Origin of the sequence: Nocardioides oleivorans (genome assembly GCF_004137255.1) — a bacterium.
Classification (GTDB): domain Bacteria; phylum Actinomycetota; class Actinomycetes; order Propionibacteriales; family Nocardioidaceae; genus Nocardioides; species Nocardioides oleivorans.
Window position 1 is genome coordinate 150,089 of record NZ_SDWT01000002.1, and the last position, 21,008, is coordinate 171,096.

At 71.0% G+C, this 21,008-nt stretch carries 21 protein-coding genes; 4 read left to right on the forward strand and 17 right to left on the reverse strand.

Going from position 1 to position 21,008, the window contains the following annotated elements; genetic code table 11:
- Positions 1-128: 128 nt before the first annotated feature.
- On the forward strand, positions 129-509 hold the full coding sequence (locus EUA93_RS16495) for an RNA polymerase-binding protein RbpA (protein WP_129401412.1): 381 nt from the start codon (positions 129-131) through the stop codon (positions 507-509).
- A 26-nt stretch (positions 510-535) separates the two neighbouring features.
- Here EUA93_RS16495 and EUA93_RS16500 read toward each other — a convergent pair whose 3' ends face one another.
- The 7 genes from EUA93_RS16500 to kdd form a co-directional block, all read right to left on the reverse strand.
- The gene (locus EUA93_RS16500) at positions 536-1,069 is read right to left on the reverse strand and encodes an FxsA family protein (RefSeq protein ID WP_129401413.1); all 534 of its coding nucleotides are present in this window, start codon (positions 1,067-1,069) and stop codon (positions 536-538) included.
- Positions 1,066-1,818, reverse strand: coding sequence for a polyprenol monophosphomannose synthase (locus tag EUA93_RS16505; RefSeq protein WP_420819081.1), 753 nt, complete (start codon positions 1,816-1,818; stop codon positions 1,066-1,068). The genes EUA93_RS16500 and EUA93_RS16505 overlap by 4 nt, the downstream gene beginning before the upstream one ends.
- Entirely contained in the window at positions 1,815-3,350 is a 1,536-nt protein-coding gene (lnt, locus tag EUA93_RS16510; protein WP_129401414.1) for an apolipoprotein N-acyltransferase, read from the reverse strand. Before lnt ends, EUA93_RS16505 begins: the two co-directional genes overlap by 4 nt.
- A gap of 424 nt (positions 3,351-3,774) precedes the next feature.
- Entirely contained in the window at positions 3,775-4,179 is a 405-nt protein-coding gene (kal, locus tag EUA93_RS16515) for a 3-aminobutyryl-CoA ammonia lyase (protein WP_129401415.1), read from the reverse strand.
- Positions 4,176-4,913, reverse strand: coding sequence for a lysine 5,6-aminomutase subunit beta (gene kamE / locus EUA93_RS16520; RefSeq protein ID WP_129401416.1), 738 nt, complete (start codon positions 4,911-4,913; stop codon positions 4,176-4,178). The genes kal and kamE overlap by 4 nt, the downstream gene beginning before the upstream one ends.
- Positions 4,910-6,493, reverse strand: a complete 1,584-nt coding sequence (gene kamD / locus EUA93_RS16525) for a lysine 5,6-aminomutase subunit alpha (protein ID WP_129401417.1) — start codon at positions 6,491-6,493, stop codon at positions 4,910-4,912. The genes kamE and kamD overlap by 4 nt, the downstream gene beginning before the upstream one ends.
- Positions 6,493-7,560, reverse strand: coding sequence for an L-erythro-3,5-diaminohexanoate dehydrogenase (kdd, locus tag EUA93_RS16530; RefSeq protein WP_242497462.1), 1,068 nt, complete (start codon positions 7,558-7,560; stop codon positions 6,493-6,495). The genes kamD and kdd overlap by 1 nt, the downstream gene beginning before the upstream one ends.
- Before the next feature lie 156 nt (positions 7,561-7,716).
- Here kdd and EUA93_RS16535 point away from each other — a divergent pair, with 156 nt between their 5' ends.
- Both EUA93_RS16535 and EUA93_RS16540 read left to right on the forward strand, forming a co-directional pair.
- On the forward strand, positions 7,717-9,183 hold the full coding sequence (locus EUA93_RS16535) for a KamA family radical SAM protein (protein WP_129401418.1): 1,467 nt from the start codon (positions 7,717-7,719) through the stop codon (positions 9,181-9,183).
- 220 nt (positions 9,184-9,403) lie between these two features.
- Complete coding sequence (locus EUA93_RS16540) at positions 9,404-10,354, forward strand: type IV toxin-antitoxin system AbiEi family antitoxin domain-containing protein (RefSeq protein ID WP_129401419.1); 951 nt, start codon at positions 9,404-9,406, stop codon at positions 10,352-10,354.
- 118 nt (positions 10,355-10,472) lie between these two features.
- Here the strand turns inward: EUA93_RS16540 and EUA93_RS16545 are convergent, their stop codons facing one another.
- A complete protein-coding gene (locus tag EUA93_RS16545; protein WP_129401420.1) occupies positions 10,473-10,925 on the reverse strand; it encodes an Lrp/AsnC family transcriptional regulator in 453 nt (150 codons plus the stop codon).
- A gap of 9 nt (positions 10,926-10,934) precedes the next feature.
- Entirely contained in the window at positions 10,935-11,870 is a 936-nt protein-coding gene (locus tag EUA93_RS16550) for a 5'-3' exonuclease (RefSeq protein ID WP_242497463.1), read from the reverse strand.
- Between the two features lie 126 nt (positions 11,871-11,996).
- Between EUA93_RS16550 and EUA93_RS16555 the strand changes: the two genes are divergently transcribed.
- Complete coding sequence (locus EUA93_RS16555; RefSeq protein WP_129401421.1) at positions 11,997-12,620, forward strand: hypothetical protein; 624 nt, start codon at positions 11,997-11,999, stop codon at positions 12,618-12,620.
- Here EUA93_RS16555 and EUA93_RS16560 read toward each other — a convergent pair.
- The 8 genes from EUA93_RS16560 to EUA93_RS16595 form a co-directional block, all read right to left on the reverse strand.
- Complete coding sequence (locus EUA93_RS16560) at positions 12,599-15,415, reverse strand: DEAD/DEAH box helicase (RefSeq protein WP_129401422.1); 2,817 nt, start codon at positions 15,413-15,415, stop codon at positions 12,599-12,601. The two genes, EUA93_RS16555 and EUA93_RS16560, sit on opposite strands and share 22 nt — an antisense overlap.
- Positions 15,412-16,329 carry a YegS/Rv2252/BmrU family lipid kinase gene (locus EUA93_RS16565; RefSeq protein ID WP_129401423.1) on the reverse strand — a complete coding sequence of 306 codons (918 nt, stop codon included), beginning with the start codon at positions 16,327-16,329 and terminating at the stop codon, positions 15,412-15,414. The genes EUA93_RS16560 and EUA93_RS16565 overlap by 4 nt, the downstream gene beginning before the upstream one ends.
- A gap of 36 nt (positions 16,330-16,365) precedes the next feature.
- Positions 16,366-16,758 carry a hypothetical protein gene (locus EUA93_RS16570; RefSeq protein WP_129401424.1) on the reverse strand — a complete coding sequence of 131 codons (393 nt, stop codon included), beginning with the start codon at positions 16,756-16,758 and terminating at the stop codon, positions 16,366-16,368.
- A 43-nt stretch (positions 16,759-16,801) separates the two neighbouring features.
- Positions 16,802-17,626, reverse strand: coding sequence for a twin-arginine translocase subunit TatC (gene tatC, locus EUA93_RS16575; RefSeq protein WP_129401425.1), 825 nt, complete (start codon positions 17,624-17,626; stop codon positions 16,802-16,804).
- A 19-nt stretch (positions 17,627-17,645) separates the two neighbouring features.
- Positions 17,646-17,942 carry a twin-arginine translocase TatA/TatE family subunit gene (gene tatA / locus EUA93_RS16580; RefSeq protein WP_129401426.1) on the reverse strand — a complete coding sequence of 99 codons (297 nt, stop codon included), beginning with the start codon at positions 17,940-17,942 and terminating at the stop codon, positions 17,646-17,648.
- A 61-nt stretch (positions 17,943-18,003) separates the two neighbouring features.
- Complete coding sequence (locus EUA93_RS16585) at positions 18,004-18,993, reverse strand: helix-turn-helix transcriptional regulator (protein WP_129401427.1); 990 nt, start codon at positions 18,991-18,993, stop codon at positions 18,004-18,006.
- Complete coding sequence (locus EUA93_RS16590; protein ID WP_129401428.1) at positions 18,990-19,985, reverse strand: helix-turn-helix transcriptional regulator; 996 nt, start codon at positions 19,983-19,985, stop codon at positions 18,990-18,992. The genes EUA93_RS16585 and EUA93_RS16590 overlap by 4 nt, the downstream gene beginning before the upstream one ends.
- Positions 19,986-20,035: 50 nt before the next feature.
- Positions 20,036-20,995 carry an FKBP-type peptidyl-prolyl cis-trans isomerase gene (locus EUA93_RS16595; protein WP_129401429.1) on the reverse strand — a complete coding sequence of 320 codons (960 nt, stop codon included), beginning with the start codon at positions 20,993-20,995 and terminating at the stop codon, positions 20,036-20,038.
- Between the last annotated feature and the right edge of the window lie 13 nt (positions 20,996-21,008).

Below are 21,008 nucleotides of genomic sequence, written 5' to 3' on the forward strand. Positions count from 1 at the left end.
GGCGCCCCGCTACCGTTGAAGGATCAACGGGGCTCTACACGAAGTCGTCACGAGCGGCAATCCGGTAGACCCCACCATCCCGAACACAACACAACGGGGTCAGCAACCCAAAACTGGAGGTGGGCACGGTGGCGGAGCGCACACTACGTGGCGCAAGGCTCGGCGGCCAGAGCTTTGAGGACGAGCGCGGCATCGAGTTCGCGGCCCGACAGCAGGTCGGTTACCGCTGCGAGCACGGACACGAGTTCGAGGTCACGATGTCGGTCGAGGCCGACATCCCGGCCAAGTGGGAGTGCCCGCGCTGTGGCGCCGAGGCGCTGAGCACGGCCGGCATCCTCCCCGAGGAGAAGGTCGAGAAGCCGGTCCGCACGCACTGGGACATGCTCCTCGAGCGCCGCTCCGAGAAGGAGCTCGAGGACATCCTCAAGGAGCGCCTCGAGCTGCTGCGCGGCGGCGAGATCGGCCCCGCGCACCTGCACCGCGCGAACAAGAAGAAGCGCGTCAGCTAGTCACTCGACTGCTGCGACACACCTGGTCACTCGACCACGTCGCCCTGGACCACCGGCCCGTCGCCGCCCGGTCCGGGGCGACGGTCATGTCCGGGGGTCATCGGGCCGAAGCCCGGACCCGCGCCCCCACCGAACGTCGGCACGGCGACCAGCCGGCGCTCCACCACGGTGGTCAGCAGCCGGCGCGCCAGCGGACGGGTGAACGGCAGGATCAGCACGATCCCGACGACGTCGAGCAGGAAGCCCGGGCTCAGCATCAGCGTGCCGCCGATGAGGATCAGCGCTCCGTCGGCGATCTCGCGGGCGGGCATCCGTCCGCCCTGGAGCGCCTCGCGCAGCGCCCGCCACGCACGGCCGCCCTCGCGCCTGATCAGCCACGCGCCGAGCATGCTGTCGAGGACGAGCAGCACGATCGTCCACCACGGGCCCACGACCTGCCCGACCTGCAGGATGAACCAGATCTCGGCGATGGGGACGACCACGAAGGCAGCCGCCAGCAGCGGCCGCAACCACGGCCGACGTCGTCGCGGGGCTCGTCCGGGTGTCGGGGTCTGGCTCACGCGGGGCGCTTCCTCCGGGTGAGCTGCGCGCGGCGCTCCGAGAGGCCCCACCGGGTGATCAGCTTGAGCGACTCGCTCGCGACCTGCCCGCTCATCTTCGAGTCGCCGCGCACGCGCTCGATGAACTCGATCGGGACCTCCTTCACCCGCAGGCCACGGGTGACCGTGCGGTAGGCGAGGTCGGTCTGGAACACGTACCCAGTAGACAGCACGGCGCCAAGGTCGATCGCCTCGAGCGTGGTCCGACGGAAGAGCCGGAAGCCGGCCGTCGCGTCCTTGACGCGGATGCCGAGCAGGAGGCGGACGTAGAGGTTGCCGCCGCGCGAGAGCAGCAGCCGCTGGAGCGGCCAGTTGACGACCGAGCCGCCGGGGACGTAGCGCGAGCCGATGACCAGGTCGGCCGACCTCAGCGCGTCGAGCAGCCGCACGAGCTGCTCGGGCTGGTGGGAGCCGTCGGCGTCCATCTCACCGATGACGTCGTAGCCCGCCTCGAGCGCGACGGCGAACCCGTTGAGGTAGGCGGCGCCGAGGCCGGCCTTCTCGGTGCGGTGCACGACGCTGATCGCCTCGTCACCGGCCGCGAGCTTGTCGGCGATGTCGCCGGTGCCGTCGGGGCTGTTGTCGTCCACGATCATGATGTCGACACCGGGCTGGGCCTTGCGCAGCCGGTCGACGATCCACTCGATGTTCTCGGACTCGTTGTAGGTCGGGATGACCATCACGCAGCGGCCGAGGCCTTCGACACTCACGGTGGGCTTACCTCGCTCCGGTCACGGTGGGGGGCATCCCCCTGTCGGCGACGACGATAGGCGAAAAAGGCCGCCCCCGTGCTGAGGACGAGGAACACGAGGCTGAGCCGCGACGGCCACAGCCCGAGGCGTACGGCGGGGGTCACGGTGGTGCTCAGCCCGACCTCCTCGAGGAGGACCTCCTGGCCGTGCGCCGGGACCGACGAGACCACCGAGCCGTCGGGGCGCACGACGCCCGAGATGCCGTTGATGGCCGCCACGACCACCCAGCGACCCGTCTCCTGCGCGCGCAGGCGGCTGATCTCGAACTGCTGGTCGAGCTGGGAGGTGCGGCTGAACATCGCGTTGCTGGTCTGCACGGCCACCAGCTGGGCGCCGCGGGCGACCTGACCGCCGATGCCGTCGTCGTAGGCCACGTCGAAGCAGATCGCGTCGGCGACCTTCAGGCCGGCCACGGTGATCGGCTCGAGGCTCGTGCCCCGGACCATGTCGCGCGGCACCTCGGTCAGGCGCCCGTAGGTCGACGGCATCCAGCTGACGTCACGGAACGGGATGTACTCCCCGTAGGGCACGGGATGCCGCTTGGTGTAGCGGTCGCCGCTGCCGAGCCCGGGCTGGAAGACGATGCCCTGGTTGAGCACCTCGGTCTCGTCGAGCGGGTTGGTGTTGGTGCCGCCGACGATGATCGGGACGTCGATCGCCTCGGACGCGGCGACGATCCCGGCGTGCACGCCCGGGTCGAGGAACGGGTCGACGGCCGTGGAGTTCTCCGGCCACACGACGAAGTCGGGGCGCGGGGCCTCCCCCGCGTCGACGGCCGCCGCGAGCTGCTCGGTCAGGCGGACGTGGTTCGCGGTCACCTCGCGGTGGACGGCCGGGACGTTGAGCCCGGTGCCGGGCACGTCGCCCTGCACGGCGGCGACGGTCGCCGTGCCGTCCTCGGTGATCGGGTACGCCGCCACGGCGGGCGCCAGCGAGACGACGGCCAGGCCGCCGACGCCGGCGACGACCCGGCGCGAGGGGCGTGGACGCTCGAGCAGCAGCCACGCGAGCGTCGTACCGCTGAGGGCGACAAGGAGGCTGACCCCGGTCATCCCGACCCAGGGCAGGGCGTCGGCCCACGGCGTGCCGGCGGTCGCGTAGGCGAGGCGGCCGAACGGCATCCCGCTGAAGGGCCAGCCGCTGCGCCACGTCTCGATCCCGACCCACCACAGGGCCGTCCAGAGGGGCCACAGGCGGTGCCGCATGCTCCAGGACAGCCCGAGGCCCAGCGGGACGAAGAACGCCGCCTCCATGGCGCACATCGCGATCCAGGCGTCCGTGCCGACCGAGCGCATCCAGACCATGACCGCGTAGACGAAGGTGATCCCGAAGAGCAGGCTCGGGATCCACGCACGTCCGGGACGCAGCCCGTGCACGGAGAGGACGAGTGCCGCGATCCCGACGGGCATGAGCACGGCCCAGCCGATGGGCTCGAACGCAGCTGCCAGGACGAGGCCGCCGACCAGGGCGACGAGGCAGCGGAGCGGCACGCACGAACGGTAGCCGACGACCTCACAGGTCTCGCGGGCTGCCTGCAGCGGTGCGGGAGCGACCCCGGGGCTTCGGACCAACGCACGACCGCCTGGCTGACGATCGCACGAAGTTGTCTACGGCCTCGTGGTCCCTCCCGCATCCAGCCCCCGCGGGGCGCCCCCGACGGGGCGGCGGACGGTGGGCATCGCTGGCTTCGCGTACCTCACGTCGGACTCCCCATGGCCGATGGCGCCACCCGCGGGCTGCACAGGCGGACCCCGGAACCTTCCCTTCCCCACGGCGACGGTGTCAACACGGCCCTGACCTGCGTGAACGCGCGAAACCGCAGGTCAGTGAGGTGCCCCTCGCGGCAAACTCGTTCCGTCAATTTTTGACCCGGTCGGCGTGTCGCCACGGACACGCCGAGGTCGTGTGCATCGCTCAGGAGGAGGCAGGAGGTACGACGACGGTGCCGGTGGCCGTGGTGGCCACGACGGGCGGATCCAAGACCTCCGCGGCACCCGGCGCCTCGGCCGTCGGTGCCCCGCGGCCAACGACGTGGACCGCGAAGTCCATCACCCGGCTGCGGGTGCCCTCCCGGACCAGGGTCGCGGTGATCTCGAGGAGGTCGCCGGCCCGCACGGGAGCCCTGAACTGGACGTCGGAGTAGGAGGCGAACAGGCCCTCGTCGCCGTCGAGCACGATGCACATCTCGGTGGCGACGTCGCCGAAGAGGCCGAGGCTGTAGGCGCCGTCGACGAGGTTGCCGGCGTAGTGGGCGTGGGAGTACGGCACGTAGCGACGGTGGGTGACGACCGTGCCGACCCGGCTCGGGGTCTGGCTCATGAGGCGGTCCTGTTCGTGAGTCGGTGGACGATGAAGGAGGCGACCTCGCCGGGCGTCGTACCCCTGGTGAAGACGCGGTCGACGCCGAGCTCGTCGGCCATCGTCTCGTCGAAGCGCGGGCCGCCGACGACGAGCAGCGGCCGCTTCGCGGCCGGGTAGGCCTCGCGGAACGCCGCCGACATCTCGCGGGTGTTCAGCAGGTGGGCGTCGCGCTGCGTGACGACCTGGGAGACGAGCACGGCGTCGGCCTTCTCCTCGCGGGCCGCCTCGACGAGCTGGGGCACGGAGACCTGGGCGCCGAGGTTCACGACCTTGAGCTCGCGGTAGTACTCCAGGCCCTTCTCCCCCGCGAACCCCTTGATGTTGAGGATCGCGTCGATGCCGACCGTGTGCGCGTCGGTGCCGATGCAGCCGCCCACCACGACGAGGCGCCGGCGCATGGACTGCTTGATCGCCGCGTTGGCCTCCTTCGGCGTGAGCAGCGGGTAGTCGCGCTCGACGACCTCGACCGTGCTCGGGTCGACGAGGTGGTTGACCCGGCCGTAGACGACGAAGAACGTGAAGCCCTCCCCCATCGGCTTGGCGTGCACGACGAGCGCCGGGTCCATGCCCATCTTGTTGGCGAGCTGGACCGCGGCGCCCTCGGCGACCTTGGAGTGCTCGATCGGGAGGGTGAACGACAGCTGCACCATGCCGTCACCGGTGGTGTCGCCATAAGGACGAATGAGGCTCACGACTCCTCCAGGATCTCGGTCGCCGGGTTGTAGTAGTCGGCCGCCTTGCGGGCGACGCCCTCGAGCCCCTTGCCCTTGTCGGCGGGACGCTTCATCAGGCCGAAGGTTCCGTCCGCGATCGCGGACAGCAGCGGCGGCTGGCCGGGGACGCTCGTGTCGGACCTGATCTCCTCGAGCAGCCCGACGGCCTCGCCGAGCACCTCACGGGCACGGCTCGCGATGAACCCGTCGGGCGAGGGGTGGAAGTCCTCGTGGAGCTTGCCGGCGGCGTTCATCACGTAGCGGACGTTCTGGAGGGCGAGGTCGCGGTCGGAGATCCACGGCGTCACGACCGCCTCGGTCATCATCCCGACGAGCAGGATGCCCTGCCCGGTCATCGCACCGACGAGGTTGAAGAACCCGTCGAGGAGGTAGCCCTTGAAGATGTCGCCGGTCATGTGGCGCGTCGGCGGCATCCACTTGAGCGGGGCGTCGGGGAAGAGCTCGCGGGCGAGCATCGCGTGGGCCAGCTCGAGCCGGAACGAGTCCGGCACGGCCGGATCGATCTCGAAGGCGTGACCGAGGCCGAGCTGCCAGTCCTTGAGGCCGGCCTCCTTGGCGAAGTACTCGTTGAGGAGCTGGCTGGTCGTGACGGTGTGCGCCGCCTCGATGGCGTCTGCGGTGGTGAGGTAGTTGTCCTCGCCCGTGTTGATGATGATGCCGGCGCGTGCGTGGATCTGGCGGCTGAACCGCTGGTCGACGAACGTGCGGATCGGGTTGATGTCGCGGAAGAGGATCCCGTACATCGAGTCGTTGAGCATCATGTCGAGCCGCTCGAGGCCGGCCAGCGTCGCGATCTCCGGCATGCAGAGGCCGGAGGCGTAGTTGGTGAGCCGGACGTAGCGACCGAGCTCCCTCGACGTCTCGTCGAGCGCCGCCCGCATGAGGCGGAAGTTCTCCTGGGTGGCGTAGGTGCCGGCGAAGCCCTCGCGCGTCGCGCCCTCGGGCACGAAGTCGAGCAGCGACTGGCCCGTCGAGCGGATCACCGCGATGATGTCGGCGCCCTCGCGTGCGGCCGCCTGCGCCTGCGGGATGTCCTCGTGGATGTCGCCGGTGGCGACGATGAGGTAGATCCACGGCTTGCTGGGCGCGTCGCCGACCTTCGCGATCATCTTCTCGCGGGCGACGCGCTGACGGTCGATCTGCTTGATGCCCGCGGCGACGGCCTTGCGCGCACGGCTCGCTGCGCGGGTGGCGTCGCGGCCCTCGGGGACCCGGAACGTGACCGACCCGGCGGCCGCCTTCTGCGCGAGGGTGAGCAGGTCGTCGCCCTCGCCGCGGAGCAGGGCGTCCCACACCGGGAGGCTGACGCCGTGCTCGAGGCCGGTGTCGGCGCGCACGGCGTCCGCGAGCCGGTTGACCCACGGCGTGCCGTCGGGGTCGGCACCACCGAGCCCGGCGAGGCGCAGCGTGGCGCGCTCCACCGAGACCGTCGTGTGCTTCGTGGCGAGGTCGACGATCGGCTTGCCGACCTGGCGGGCGAGGGTGCGGGCCCGGCGGACGTCGGCGCGCTCGATCCCGAGCTGGCTCCGCGCCGCCATCACAGCCGCCTCTCGAACAGCGCGCGGACGCCGGCGTCGGCGCGGAGCAGCTCCATCGCGTACGCCGCGTGGCCCGGGACGTAGCCGTTGCCGACGAGCATCCGGACGTCGGCGGCGAGTCCCTCGGCGCCGAGCGCCGCGGCGCTGAAGCTGGTGGCCATCGAGAAGAAGATGACGGTGCCGCCCTCGGCCGTGGCCAGGATGGCGCCGCCCTCGCAGCCTGGGACGTCGACGCACACGACGGTGACGTCGGCCGGGCCGCCGGCTGCCGCGACCGCGTCGCGCAGCGCGATCGGGTCGCGGGCGTCGGAGATGGTGACCGCGTCGGCGATACCGGCGTCGGTGAGCAGGTCGCGCTCACCCTCGTGGGGCACGACGCCGATGGTGCGCGCCGCGCCGGCCTGGCGGGCGGCGGCCAGGCTCAGGGAGCCGGACTTGCCCGCCCCGCCGATGACCGCGACCGTCGGCGCCTGCCCGCGGGCGACGTACTCCCCCACGACGCGCGCGGTCAGGGCGGGCGCGCCGCAGACGTCCATCACGCTGAGCGACAGGGCGGGGTCGAGGTCGTCGGGGATGACGGCTGCGATGGAGCGGCCGAAGAGGACGGCGTAGCCGTCGCACGGCACCTGCTCGCTGCGCCCGTCCCACTGCGCCAGCCCGTCCTCGATCACGAGCGGGGTGAGGGTGAGGCTGATGAGCGTGGCCACGCGGTCGCCGACCTCGAGGCCGAGGGGCGACTCCGGGCCGACCTCCTCGACCGTGCCGACGAGCATGCCGCCGGAGCCGGTGACCGGGTTCTGCATCTTGCCGCGGGTGGCGACGATGTCGAGGACCTCGGCGCGGACGCCGTCGCCGCTGGTCTCGCCGTACTTCGTGTGCGCCCGCTCGAGCTGGCGGAAGGACGCGGCGTCGAGGTTGAGCCGCTCGACGCGGACCCGGACCTCGTCGGGCCACAGCTCCCGGCGGGTGTCGAGGTGCTGCGCGGCCTGCGGGAGCACGGCGCTGTCGTCGAGGACACGGTGCAGGCCGGTCGGGTCACCGGTCCGGATGTCCGTCGGGCTAGTCAATTCGGGCCATCCTTCTTGTTCTGTGCACTACAACCGTAAATCTTGCGGCGTGGCATTGGACTCACCGCACGTTCTCAACGTACTCTTCCAGATGTGTCGCCGCACACACAACCGGCGCGCCGCTCCACGCTTCAGCTCTGATCCACAGGAGACCCCATGAGCATCGAGACCGCCAGCCCGCTCGACCAGGCACTCGCCACCGGCCAGCCCTACCCCTACCAGCGGGTCGAGCTCGTCGAGCCCGACTGGACCCGGTTCCCGGGCTGGGCCGACGTCACCGCCGCCGACTGGGCCTCGGTGCAGTGGCAGCGCGCGCACTGCATCAAGAACGTCAAGCAGCTGCGCGAGCTGATGGGCGACCTCCTCGACGACCGGTTCTACGCCGACCTCGAGCGCGACCAGGCCGAGCGCGCGACCATGTCGATGCTGGTGCCGCCGCAGATGATGAACACGATGGTGCCGACGGTGACCCCGGCGGGCGCCGGCTCGCTCACCGAGGCGTTCTACGCCGACCCGGTGCGCCACTACATGATCCCGGTCTTCAGCGACCGCCGCACCGACTGGCCCTCGCACCCCCACGCCGCGCGCGACTCGCTCCACGAGCACGACATGTGGGCCACCGAGGGACTCACCCACCGCTACCCCACCAAGGTCCTGGCCGAGCTGCTGCCGACCTGCCCGCAGTACTGCGGCCACTGCACCCGCATGGACCTCGTCGGCAACTCCACGGTCGTCATCGACAAGCTGAAGTTCGCCGGCAAGCCCAACGACCGCATCGGCGACATGATCGACTACCTGCGTCGTACGCCGTCGGTGCGCGACGTGGTCGTCTCCGGCGGCGACGTGGCCAACATGCCGTGGCCCCGCCTCGAGGCGTTCCTGATGTCGGTGCTCGAGGTCGAGAACATCCGCGACATCCGGCTCGCGACCAAGGCGCTCATCGGCCTCCCCCAGCACTGGCTGCAGCCCGACGTGGTCGAGGGAGTGAACCGGGTCGCGACCGTGGCCCGCTCACGCGGCGTCTCGCTCGCGATGCACACCCACGCCAACCACGCGAACTCGGTGACGCCGATCGTCGCCGAGGCGTCCCGGGCGATGCTCGACGCCGGCCTGCGCGACGTACGCAACCAGGGCGTGCTGCTGGCCGGGGTCAACGCCGAGCCCCACGCGCTGCTCGACCTGTGCTTCCGCCTCCTCGACGGCGCGCAGATCATGCCCTACTACTTCTACATGTGCGACATGATCCCGTTCTCGGAGCACTGGCGGGTCTCGCTCGCCGACGCCCAGCGGCTCCAGCACCACATCATGGGCTACCTCCCGGGCTTCGCGACGCCGCGCATCGTGTGCGACGTGCCGTTCGTCGGCAAGCGCTGGGTGCACCAGAACGCCGACTACGACACCGAGCACGGCATCTCGTTCTGGACCAAGAACTACCGCACCTCGATCGAGGCCGACGACGCCGAGGCCCTCTCGCGCTTCTACGAGTACTACGACCCGATCCACACCCTCCCCGAGTCCGGCCAGCAGTGGTGGGAGCAGCACGGCCGCCTCGACGAGGCCTCCCTCAAGGCCGCCGAGATGGCCGAGGCGTCGCGTCGTACCGCTGCGCTCCAGGCCTGGTGAGCTGACGCCCGTCTCTCGCAGTGATCCCCGGCCGACCGGGGATCACTGACGTTGTCGGCCGTTGCAACGCCTGACAAGTTCAGCGAGTGCCTCCGGGACAGGCGGAGGAACGGACAATCCGGGCCACCACTCATCCACAGATGGCGGCGATGATCGGTCGTCCACAGCTCTCGACCACCGTCGTGGCCGACCGTCGGCACCTCCCCCGAGCATCGTGCGCATGGATGCTCAGCTCCGTGCCCTCATCGGCAAGCACGGCGTGTTCACGCGCAAGGAAGCGCTCGCGCTCGGCTACCACGACCGAGCGATCGCGCTTCTGGTCCGCACGGGGGCGTGGGTGCGCGTACGACGCGGCGCCTATGTGTTCGGTGACGCCTGGGTCGACCTGAGCAGCAACCAGAGGTACGCCGTGCTGTGCCGCGCAGCGGTCCGGCAGGCGCGCGCCGAGGTCGTGCTGAGCCACTCCAGCTCGGGCAACGAGTACGGATGTCCGATGTGGGAGGCGGACCTGAAGTCGGTCCACATGACCCGGTCGGACGAGCGGGCCGGGCGCGCCGAAGCAGGGATCGTCCAGCACCGGGGCAAGGTCGAGGACGACGACGTGGTCGAGCGCAACGGCCTCAGCGTCATGAGCGGCACTCGCACGGCCCTCGAGCTGACGACGATCCTCGACGTGGAGCACGCACTCGTCGAGATCGACCACCTGCTCCACAACGGCCACACCACACTGGAGAAGCTCCACGACCGGTACGAGAAGATGGCGTACTGGCCCCGAACGCTCACGACCGATCTCGTCCTTCGACTTGCGGACGGTCGATCGGAGTCTGTGGGTGAGACCCGGTCCCGCTATCTCTGCTGGACGCAACACCTGCCTGCGCCGATCCCGAACTATCCGATCGTCGACCAGCACGGCAGGGAGATCGCCCGCGTCGATCTCGCGTGGCCGTCGCGCGGCGTCTTCCTGGAGTTCGACGGGAAGGAGAAGTACCTCAAGCACAGGCGCGAGGGCGAGTCGATCGTCGACTGCGTCCTCCGCGAGAAGAAGCGTGAGTCGCTCATCTGCGAGCTCATGGACTGGCGGTGCGTCCGCATCGTCTGGGCTGACCTCTATCGACCCGACGAAGTCGCCACGAGGATCCGCAGGCTCTTCCGGGACGCGCCGGCCGCCTGAGGTCGCCGAGCCGCGAGGCACTCGCTGAACATGTCGGCCTCTGCAACGCCTGACATGTTCAGTGATCCCCGGTCAGCCGGGGATCACTCCAGAAGGAGCTGGCAGCAAGCCGGAGCGCTCAGGCGATGGGGCGGTTCTCGTAGGGCGTCGAGAGGACGATCGTGGTCCGGGTGGAGACGCCGGCGGCGCCGCGGATCCGGGCGAGGAGGTCCTCGAGGTCGCGGGGGGTGGCGACGCGGATCTTGAGGATGTACGACTCCTCGCCGGCCACCGACCAGCACGACTCGATCTCCGGGATGCCGACCAGCCGGTCGGGGTAGTCGTCGGGCTGGGAGGGGTCGATCGGCGTGATGGAGATGAAGGCGGTGAGCGGTCGGCCGAGCTGGTCGTGGTCGACGGTCGCTCCGTAGCCGGTGATCAGGCCGCGCTGCTCGAGCCGCTTGACCCGCTGGTGCACCGCCGAGGTCGACAGGTCGGTCGCCTTGCCGAGGTCGGTGAAGGACATCCGGCCGTCCGAGGCCAGGAGGGACAGGATCTGCCGGTCCTTGGACTCGACCTCGGGAGAACTCACTGACGCACCCTAGTCCGAACCGGACAGGGCCTGCACGAGTCTCACCGCTGACGAGCCGAGGCCCCACCGCTCGTCGAGGGCCACGACGGCGTCGTGGTCGGCCGGCGTCCGGGGGCGGGTCAGGTCGGCTGTGCCGAGGTCGAGGTCACGGCGTACGGCGACCACCTCGGGCGCGACGTCGAGGTAGTCGAGTGCCGCCTTGATCTTCCCGCGCGGACCGGGGCCCATGTCGGACTCGGGGTCGCTCGCGGCCGCCACGACGGCATCGATCGACCCGAACCGGTTGAGCAGCGTGGCCGCGGTCTTGTCACCGACACCGGCGACGCCGGGCAGCCCGTCGGAGGCGTCGCCGCGCAGCGTGGCGAGGTCGGCGTAGTGGCGGGCGTCGACGCCGTACTTGGTGCGCACCCAGGCGTTGTCGACGCGCTCGTGCTTGCTGACCCCGCGCGCGACGTAGAGCACCCGGACCGCCGCCTCGTCGTCGACGAGCTGGAACAGGTCGCGGTCGCCGGTGACGATGTCGACCGGCATCCCGGCGTCCGTGGCCAGCGTGCCGATGACGTCGTCGGCCTCCATCTCCGGGTGACCGATCCTGGCGATGCCGAACGCCTCGAGCACCGAGACGATGATCGGGATCTGCGTCTCGAGCGGGTCGGGCACCTCCTCGACGTCCGGCCTCGGCCCGGGCAGCTCCTGCACCACCCGGTGCGCCTTGTAGGACGGGATGAGGTCGACGCGCCACTGCGGTCGCCAGTCGTCGTCCCAGCAGCAGACGAGGTGGCTGGGGTCGTACTCCCCCACCAGCCGGCTGATGAAGTCCATCAGTCCGCGCACCGCGTTGACCGGCGTGCCGTCCGGCGCCCGCATGGAGTCGGGCACGCCGAAGAACGCCCGGAAGTAGAGCGAGGCGGTGTCGAGGAGCATGAGGCGGTCACCAGAGGCCATGGTCCGAAGCCAACCACATCCGCTCCGGCTGTTCCTGCGACGTGGAGCGCGCCGGTGGTGGATGCTGTGGCGCACTGCTGGTCGCACGAGGGGTACGACGTGGGGGACGAACGGGGGGACGAACGGATGGACGAGGGAGGACGGCTCGACAGCGCGCTGCTGCCGGCCGAGGGATTCTGGCGGCAGTTCGTCAAGGAGGTCGTCTTCCTCGCCATGATCGCGGTGTCGGTCGTGGGCATCTGGGTGTTCTGCCTGGTGCAGTCCGACGGGCAGGTGCTCCTCGTCGCCCTGGTGTACTCCGCTGCGTCGGTGTGGGCCGGCCGCAGCTGGCTCACGAGCATGCGCACCCGCCGCACGGTGCTGTCCAGCGGGATCCCGACGCTCCAGCTCGACGACCTCGGGGCGCGGGTCCGCCACCCCTACGGCAACCTCGACGGAGCCTTCCTCGCCTGGACCGACTGCGCCGCGGTCGTCGTCAGCCGGCTGCCGACCGCGGGTCGCACTCCCGACACGCACCGCGCCTACGTCGAGCTCGTGCCGGTCTCGCCGGACCGGGTGCAGGGGGCGAGCCGGGAGAAGGACCAGCGCACGACGCTGCTGGACCGGTCGGCGACCGAGGTGCGCACGGTGTGGATCGAGTACGCCGGTGTGGGCCGGACGGCGCGTGAGGTGGCCGACTGGCTACGGGCCCACCGCCCCGGGCTCACGGTGGTCGACTCGCTCGACCGTCACTCCGCCAGGACGCTGTAGGCGATCACGCCGCGCTTGAGCTGCCGGGCCGCCGTGCGGGCGGTGTCGCGCAGCGGCGAGTCGCCGGCTGCGTCGGCCACCTGGCCGCACAGGTCGAGCAGCTGCTTCATCCAGCGCACGAAGTCACCCGCCGACAGGCCCGTGACCATGAGGACGTCGTCGAGGTCGTCGCCCTCGGCCCACCTCCATGCCGCCCAGGCGAAGCCCATGTCGGGCTCGCGCAGGAAGTCGAGCTTGTGGTCGCGCTCGAGGGCGTCGAGACGTCCCCAGACCTTGACCAGCTCGCCCAGCACGGGTCGTACGCGGCCACCCGGCATCTTCGGCGACGAAGCGTCGTCAGCGCGACGGGCCTCGAAGACCAGCGCCGACAGGACCGATGCCAGCTCGGACGGTGTCAGGTCGTCGAAGAGTCCCTCGCGGATCGCCTCGGCGGCCACGAGGTCCATGTCGGTGTAGATCCGGCGCAGGTGGCCGCCCTCGGCGGTCACCGTGTCGCCGTCGAGGTAGCCCAGCGCGGTCAGCACGTCGCAGACGCGGTCGAAGGTGCGAGCAACCGTGTTGGTGCGGTTCTCCACCCGGCGCTTGAGCGTCTCGGTGTCACGCTCGAGCTTGAAGTAGCGCTCCGCCCACCTGGCGTGGTCCTCGCGCTCGGGGCACTGGTGGCAGGGGTGGGCCTTGAGCTCTGCCCTCAACCTGGCGATCTCCCGGTCGGTCGGGGTGTCGCTGAAGGAGTCGCGCTGCTTCTGGCGCCGCGCGGCGGGGGCGTCGAAGGAGTCGGCCCGTGACTTGAGCGCGTTGGCGAGCTCGCGCCGTTGCGCGGGGTTGCGTCCGTTGAACGACTTCGGCAGCCGCAGCCGGCCGATGGACTCGACAGGGACCGGGAAGTCCATCGGCGCCAGCCGGCGCGCCTGACGGTCGGCGGTGACGACGTACGGCCGGGGCTCGTCGCCGGAGGACCCGGGATCGATCACCACGGCGAGCCCGCTGAACTTCCCGGCGGGCACGTGGATCACGTCGCCGGGGCGCAGCTTGCCGAGCGAGGCGATCGCGTCCTCGCGGCGGTCCTGCCGGCGCTCGCGCGCTGCGCCCTTCTCGAGGTCGGAGATCTGCCGGCGGAGACCGGCGTACTGCATGAAGTCGCCGACGTGGCAGTGCGCCGCGTCGCGGTAGCCGTCGAGCGCCTCCTCGGCCTTCTGCACCTGCCGGGCGAGCCCGACGACGGCCCGGTCGGCCTGGAACTGCGCGAACGACTGCTCCAGCAGCGCCCGGGAGCGCTCGCGGCCGAACTGGTGGACCAGGTTGACGGCCATGTTGTACGACGGCCGGAACGACGAGCGCAGCGGATAGGTGCGCGTCGACGCCAGGCCGGCGACCTCGCGCGGGTTCATCCCTGGCTGGTAGAGCACGACGCCGTGGCCCTCGATGTCGAGGCCCCGTCGCCCGGCCCGACCGGTCAGCTGGGTGTACTCCCCCGGCGTCAGGTCGGCGTGGGTCTCGCCGTTCCACTTGGACAGCTTCTCGATCACGACCGTGCGCGCGGGCATGTTGATGCCGAGCGCGAGGGTCTCGGTCGCGAAGACGACCTTGACCAGGCCTTCCTGGAACAGCTCCTCGACGACCTGCTTGAACGCCGGCAGCAGCCCGGCGTGGTGGGCCGCGATGCCGCGCGTGAGCCCGTCGAGGAACTCGTGGTAGCCCAGGACGTGGAGGTCCTCCTCCGGCAGTGAGCGCGAGGCCTCCTCGACGCGGGCGAAGATCTCGTCGCGCTCGGCCGCCGTCGTGAGCCGGACGTTGGCCTGCACCAGCTGGGACACCCCGGCATCGCAGCCGGCGCGGCTGAAGATGAACATGATCGCCGGCAGCAGACCCTCGCGGTCGAGCCGCTCGACGACGTCGACGCGACTGGGGATCCACACCCGGCGCCCGTTGCCGACGGACCGGGGGTTCTTGGACGAGCCCGGCTTGCCCTTGCGGGGCGAGCGCCGGTCGCGCATCAGCCGCGTGCTGGCCCAGTCGTCGCGCGCGATCCGCGTGAGCTCGTCGTTGACCGGCGCTCCCTCCTTGACGAAGCCGGCGCTCGCGTCGACGTCGGAGGAGGCGAACAGGTCGAGCAGCCGCCGACCGACCATGACGTGCTGGAAGAGCGGCACCGGCCGCTTCTCCTCGAGGATCGTCGTCGTCTCGCCACGGACGGTCTCGAGCCACTCGCCGAACTCCTCGGCGTTGGAGACCGTGGCCGACAGCGACACCAGGGTGACCGACTCGGGCAGGTGGATGATGACCTCCTCCCACACCGCCCCGCGCATCCGGTCGGCGAGGTAGTGCACCTCGTCCATCACGACGTAGCCCAGGCCCAGCAACGTGCGGGAGCCGGCGTACAGCATGTTGCGCAGCACCTCCGTGGTCATCACGACCACGGGCGCCTCGCTGTTGACGACGTTGTCGCCGGTGAGCAGGCCGACGTTGTCGGCGCCGTAGCGCTTCACCAGGTCGTGGAACTTCTGGTTCGACAGCGCCTTGATCGGCGTCGTGTAGAACGCCTTGCGTCCGGTCTGCAGGGCGAGGTGGATCGCGAACTCGCCGACGATCGTCTTGCCGGAGCCCGTGGGGGCCGCGACGAGCACGCCGCGCCCGCTCTCGATCTCCTGGCATGCGCGCACCTGGAAGTCGTCGAGCTCGAAGCCGTAGAGGCCGGCGAAGTCCTTCAGCATCGGGTACGGCTTCTCCCGCTGGAACGCTGCGTAGCGCTCCGCAGGGCTCTGCTCGTGCTGGTCGCTGTTCGAGGGGTTGGTCATGCGATCACCTCCAGCGCGCCGGGCACGCACTCCACGGTCAGGGGCAGCGGGCCGAAGCGCTCGCCGTCCGCGTACGACACGATGCCGGGCGCCGCCACGGTCACCGACCGCACCCTGCGGTGGACGTACTCCTCGACGCCGTCGATCCTCCCCGTGAAGAGCCGGGGGTAGGACCGCACCAGCTTGGGCTTGCTCATCCGCGTGATCACCACGAGGTCGAGCAAACCATCGTCGAGCAAGGCGCCCTCGGTGATCCGGAGCCCGCCGCCGAAGGACGGGCCGTTGCCGACCGCCACCAGCATGGCCTCGTGCTCGATCGTCTCGGGCCCGGACCCGTCGTCGAGGTGGAGCACGTAGGGGATCGGTCGGAAGGTCCGCAGCTCGGCCAGGGTGGCGAGGTTGTAGCGCATCTGCCCGCGCGGCCACGTCATCGTGTTGGCACGCTCGTTGACGATCGCGTCGAAGCCCGCCGCCAGCACGGTGACGAAGTAGCGCCCTCCGCTGCGGGCGAGGTCGATGGTGCGGCGCTGCGAGGCGATGACGCGGTCGGCGGCCGCGACGGGGTCGGTGCGCGGCAGGCCGAGGTAGCGCGCGACGTCGTTGCCGGTCCCGGCCGGGATGAGCCCGAGGGGTACGCCGGTGCCCGCGACCGCCTGCACGCCGAGGTGGACGAGTCCGTCCCCGCCGCACACGACGAGCGCCTCGACGCCGTCGGCGACGCACCCCCGGGCGAGGTCGGCCGCCTCGTCGGCGTCGCGCCCCTGGAGGTTGCGCACCACGAACCCGCTCTCACGCAGGCGGGTCAGCGCGGCGTCACGGTGCCGGGCGCCGCGGCCCCTGCCGGAGGTGGGGTTGGTCAGCAGGGCGATCTCGCGCCCACGCACCGCGTGCTCGGGCCCCACCGGGTCGTGCATGAGCGCGACCCTATCCCCCGGGTGGCGGCGCGGCCGTCAGCGACTCAGTCGCAGGAGCGCGGCGTAGTGCTCCTCGTGCGCGCCGACGGCGCGGGCCAGGCGCCCGAGCGCGTCCAGGACGAGGTCGGGGTCGAAGCGGGTCCCGGGGACCGCGAGGGCGAGCCGGCCGTCGACCTCGCCCACCACCACCTGGCCGTGTCGCCACGCCTGGTGGACCCGCAGGCGGGTCGCTGAGTCGACCACGGGCTCCGGGTAGGCCTCGTCGACGGCGATCAGGTCACAGTCCAGCTGCTCGCCGGGACCGGCGGTGAGCTCACCCCGCACGAGGTGACCGGTCCGCAGTCCGGCCTCCGAGGCCCACACCACGTCCTGGGTGCCGAGCCACTCCGGCAGGTCGAACGCGTCGACGTCGTGGAGGGTGGCCTGCATGGCTCCACCCTGTCAGACGCCCGACCGCGGCGTCCGGGGCGGGTCAGAGGCCGTTGGACGCGAGCTTGCGGGCGTGCTCACGCGCGCGGCGCCGGTCGTTGAGCCGCGCGATGACCTCCGAGGCGAAGAACAGCAGCATCATCGGCACCGCCATCAGGCACATCGAGAACGGGTCGGTCGACGGGGTCGCAGCCGCGGCGAAGATGAAGGTGCCGATGACGATCCACGGCCGGTAGGCGGCGAGCTGGCGGCCCTTGACCACCCCCGCGAAATTGAGCAGCACCACGAACACCGGGATGTTGAAGGACAGGCCGAAGACCAGCAGCGTGCGCGTGAAGAACTGCAGGTAGTCGTTGAAGTCGATGAGGTTGGTGACCCCATCGGGGTTGAAGCCGATCAGGACCTCGAAGGCGACCGGCAGCGTGACGTAGCCGAGCGCGACCCCGACCAGGAAGAGCGGTCCGGCGACCGCGACGAAGATCCGCGTCATCTTCTTCTCCTGGGCGTGGAGCCCGGGGAGCACGAAGGCCCAGATCTGGTAGAGCCAGTAGGGCGCGGTGAGCACCACCGAGGCGAAGCCGGCGAGCTTCAGCCACAGCATCAGGCCGGCGGCGGCGCCGCTCGTGGTGGCCTCGGTCGTCCCCTCGGGGAGCTTCGCCTGTGCCTGCTCGTAGGGCCCGAAGACGCTGTCGAGCAGGAAGTGGCGGAAGTAGAGCGCCACGGCGAAGACGACCACGAACGCGAGCAGGCACCGCAGCAGGCGCGCGCGGAACTCACGGAAGTGGTCCGACAGGGCCATCCGGCCGTCCGGGCCGACGTCGTTGTGCGGTCGGCCGTTGAACAGGCCGACGATTCCGGCGACACTCACCGTGGTCGGGTATCAGCCGTCAGGCGGTGGTGTCGTCGCGCCGCTCGCGGAGGACCTCGCCGGAGGTCTCGTTGTGCGTCTCGGACTGGACCGCGTTGCGCCGCTCGATCTCGAGCTGCTCGGGGGTCTTGGCGGCGGCGCTGTCGGTGTCGCCGTCGTCCTTCAGGTTCTTGGTCTCGTCCTTGAAGATCTTCAGCGCCTGGCCGGAGCTGCGCGCGAGGTCGGGCAACTTGGACGCACCGAACACGAGGACGACGATCAAGAGGATCACCAGCCACTCCGCACCCTGCGGCATGCCGATCATCGGGTTCACCATGGAAGTCACTCCGTCGTCTGGGGGTCGTCTTGGGGGTCGTGCGTGGTCCGCCGAGGAACCGTCACGAGTCTACGCCGTCGTCCTCGTAGAGGCTGAGGGTTGACTGTGCTGCGTCTGTGAACGCGGTCGCGTAGGCCGTGGGCGCCAGCAGCGTCGCGTGCGGTGCGAGGCGCAGCAGGAGCGCTTGCACCCACTGCTCGCTGGCCACCTCCAGGTCGACCTCGACCGTGCCGTCGGGGCCCGGTCGCTGCGCGGTCACCGGGTAGTACTCCACCACCCAGCGCGCAGGCGGTGCGAGCCGCAGGGTCACCGTGGTGGTCTCGGCGTCGGTGAACCAGCCGCCCGTGAGGTCACGCGCCCGGGCGCCGGGGTCACGCACGGGCGTGTCGAGCTGCGTCGCGGTCAGGATCCGGTCGACGCGGAACGCGCGGTCGCCCCGGGCGGTGTGGCACCAGGCGTCGAGGTAGAGCACCTCCTCGACCCGCGACAGGCCGCGCGGGTCGACGACCCGTTGCGACGCCTGGTCGCGCGAGGGCACGTGGTAGGTGATCTCGACCTGGTGGCCGTGCTCGATCGCCGCCTCGAGGGTGGGACGTACGGCACTCGCCTCGAGCGGCGTCGGGGTGACGTGGAGGCGCAGCAGGCCCTCGCCGTCCTGCCCGGCGGCCTGCTCGAGCTTGGCGAGCGTGCGCTCGATGACGTCGCGCGCCTCGGCGGGTGCGGTCTCCAGCATCGTGCGCAGGGCGACGACCAGCGCGGTCGCCTCGGCGGGCGAGAATCGCACCGGTCGGGCGAGGTAGTCGGCGTTGTCGACCCGGATGATCCGGTCGCCCTCGAGCGCCTCCAGGTCGACCTCGATGAGGTCGCCGGGCAGCCCCGGCGACACACCCGTCATGAAGAGCAGGCGCAGGTCGCGCTCGATCTGGTCGGCGTCCGTGCCGAAGTGCGCGGCCGCGTCGTCGAGGCGCACCTCGCCTCGGGCGAGGAGGTAGGGGACGAGCGCGAGCAGGCGCGCGACCTGGTCGGGAGCGGTGTCGGCGGACTGGGTCATCGCTGCCCACCTCCCTCGGACGGGGCGGCTCCGGCGACCGCCCGCAGCCGTCCGACGACGTCGTCGCGGAGGGCCTGCGGGCCCTGGACCAGCGCGTCGCGGCCGTAGGTGAGGACCTCGTCGGACAGCTCGTGGACCGGACCCTCGACCACGATCAGGTCCCAGCCGGCCGGGTCCTCGAGCGGGGTGACGGACTCGGCACGTCGCCGCAGGCCGATGCCCATCCCCTGCCGCACCCGGATCTCGGCCCGGACGGAGGGGAAGGACGGCGAGAGCCGCCGGGCGACGGCGCGCACGTCGGTGCCCGCCGGGACGTCGTACGCCGCCGACTTGCCGGTGGCCCGCACGCTCCCGACGATCCGGGAGAGGCGGAAGACGCGCTCGGCACCGCGGTCGACGTCGTGGCCGACGACGTACCAGCGACCGGACGAGCGGGCCAGACCCCAGGGCTGGAGCCGGCGGGTGGTCGGCTCGGCCTCGCTGGGCCGCTGGTAGGCGAAGCTCACCTGGCGACGCTTGCCCACCGCGTCCCAGAGCGGCTCGAAGGCGGGCTCGTCGGCAGCGATCGCGGGAGCGACCACCTCCAGGCGCGACGGGTCGATCTCGACGCCCTGGCCCTTCAGCTTGGCGAGCGCACGCCCGGTCGCCTTGGCGAGCGTGGCCTGCTGCCAGACCTGGGCGGCGAGGCCGAGGACCGCCGCCTCGTCGGACTCGAACCGGATCTCCGGGAGGGACGTCTGCTCGGTGGGGATCCGGTAGCCGATCTCGTCGTCGAAGAAGACGTCGGCGCTGCCGACCTCGATCACGGCACCGATCTGGCGCAGGGCGTCCTTGTCGCGCTCGAAGGCGCGCTCGAAGGCCTCGTCGCCGGCCGGCCCGCGGGGGTGCTCGGGGTAGACCGCCTCGCGGATCGCGTCCTTGCCGATGAAGCGCTTCGCGCCCAGCAGCAGGATGTGCAGGTTCATCAGGCGTTCGGCCCGCGGCTGCACCATCCTGCTCCCCCTGGCTGCGTTCGTCGTGGTCCGGGTCGGTTCCGGGTCGATCAGGAGGCCGCGAGGATGTCGACGACGAAGAAGAGCGTGTCGGTGCCCTTGATGCCGGCGCTCTCGTTGCCCGCCTCGCCGTAGCCGTCGGCCGGCGGGATCTCGAGGACCACGCGGGAGCCCACGGTGCGACCGACGAGGCGCTCGTCCCAGCCGGTGATGACCTGGCCGACGCCGATCGGGAACTCGGCCGGCTCCTTGCTGTAGGACTCGTCGAACGGCGCCTTGGCGTCGTAGACCTGGCCGAGGTAGTTGACCGTGAGGGTCTGGCCGGACTTGACCTTCGCGCCGTCACCCTTGACGAGGGTCGTCGCGATGAGCTTGCCGGTCGGCTCGTGCGCGTCGGTGAAGTCGAGGCCGGTGATGACGCCGTCCTTCTCGATGAGGGTCGGGGCCCAGGCCGCAGGCTTCTTCTCCTCGCCCTTCGGTCCGTCGAGCGGCGGGACGGTGTCCTTTCGGCCCATGATGTCGACGATCGCGAGCACCGAGTCCTTGTTGCCGATGCCGATCGTCGGGTTGCCCGACTCGCCGTAGGCGTCCTCCGCCGACAGCAGCATCACGACGCGGTCGCCGACCTTGTGGCCGACCGTGGCCTTCTTCAGGAACGGCAGGATGTCGTCGGAGATCTCGACCGACTGCGTCGCGCCGCCCTTGGTGTAGGTGCTCTGGGCTTCCTTCTCGGTGAAGCCGTTGCCGACCCACCAGTTCGCCTGCACCGTGTCGCCGTCGGCGACGGTCTCCCCGTCGCCCTCCACGAGCACGTCGGTCTCCTCCTGCGAGCCGTCGAGACGGCCGTCGAAGGTGACCTTGGGCTCCTTGCCCTGGTCGCCGGTGATCGTCACCGAGCTCAGCGGCGCACCGCCGGCCTCGTCGTCGCTGGACGCCGAGCCGCACGCGGCCAGGCCGAGCAGGGAGAGAGCGAGGACACCGCTGAGGGCAGCGGAACGTACACGGGACACGAGATCTTCCTCA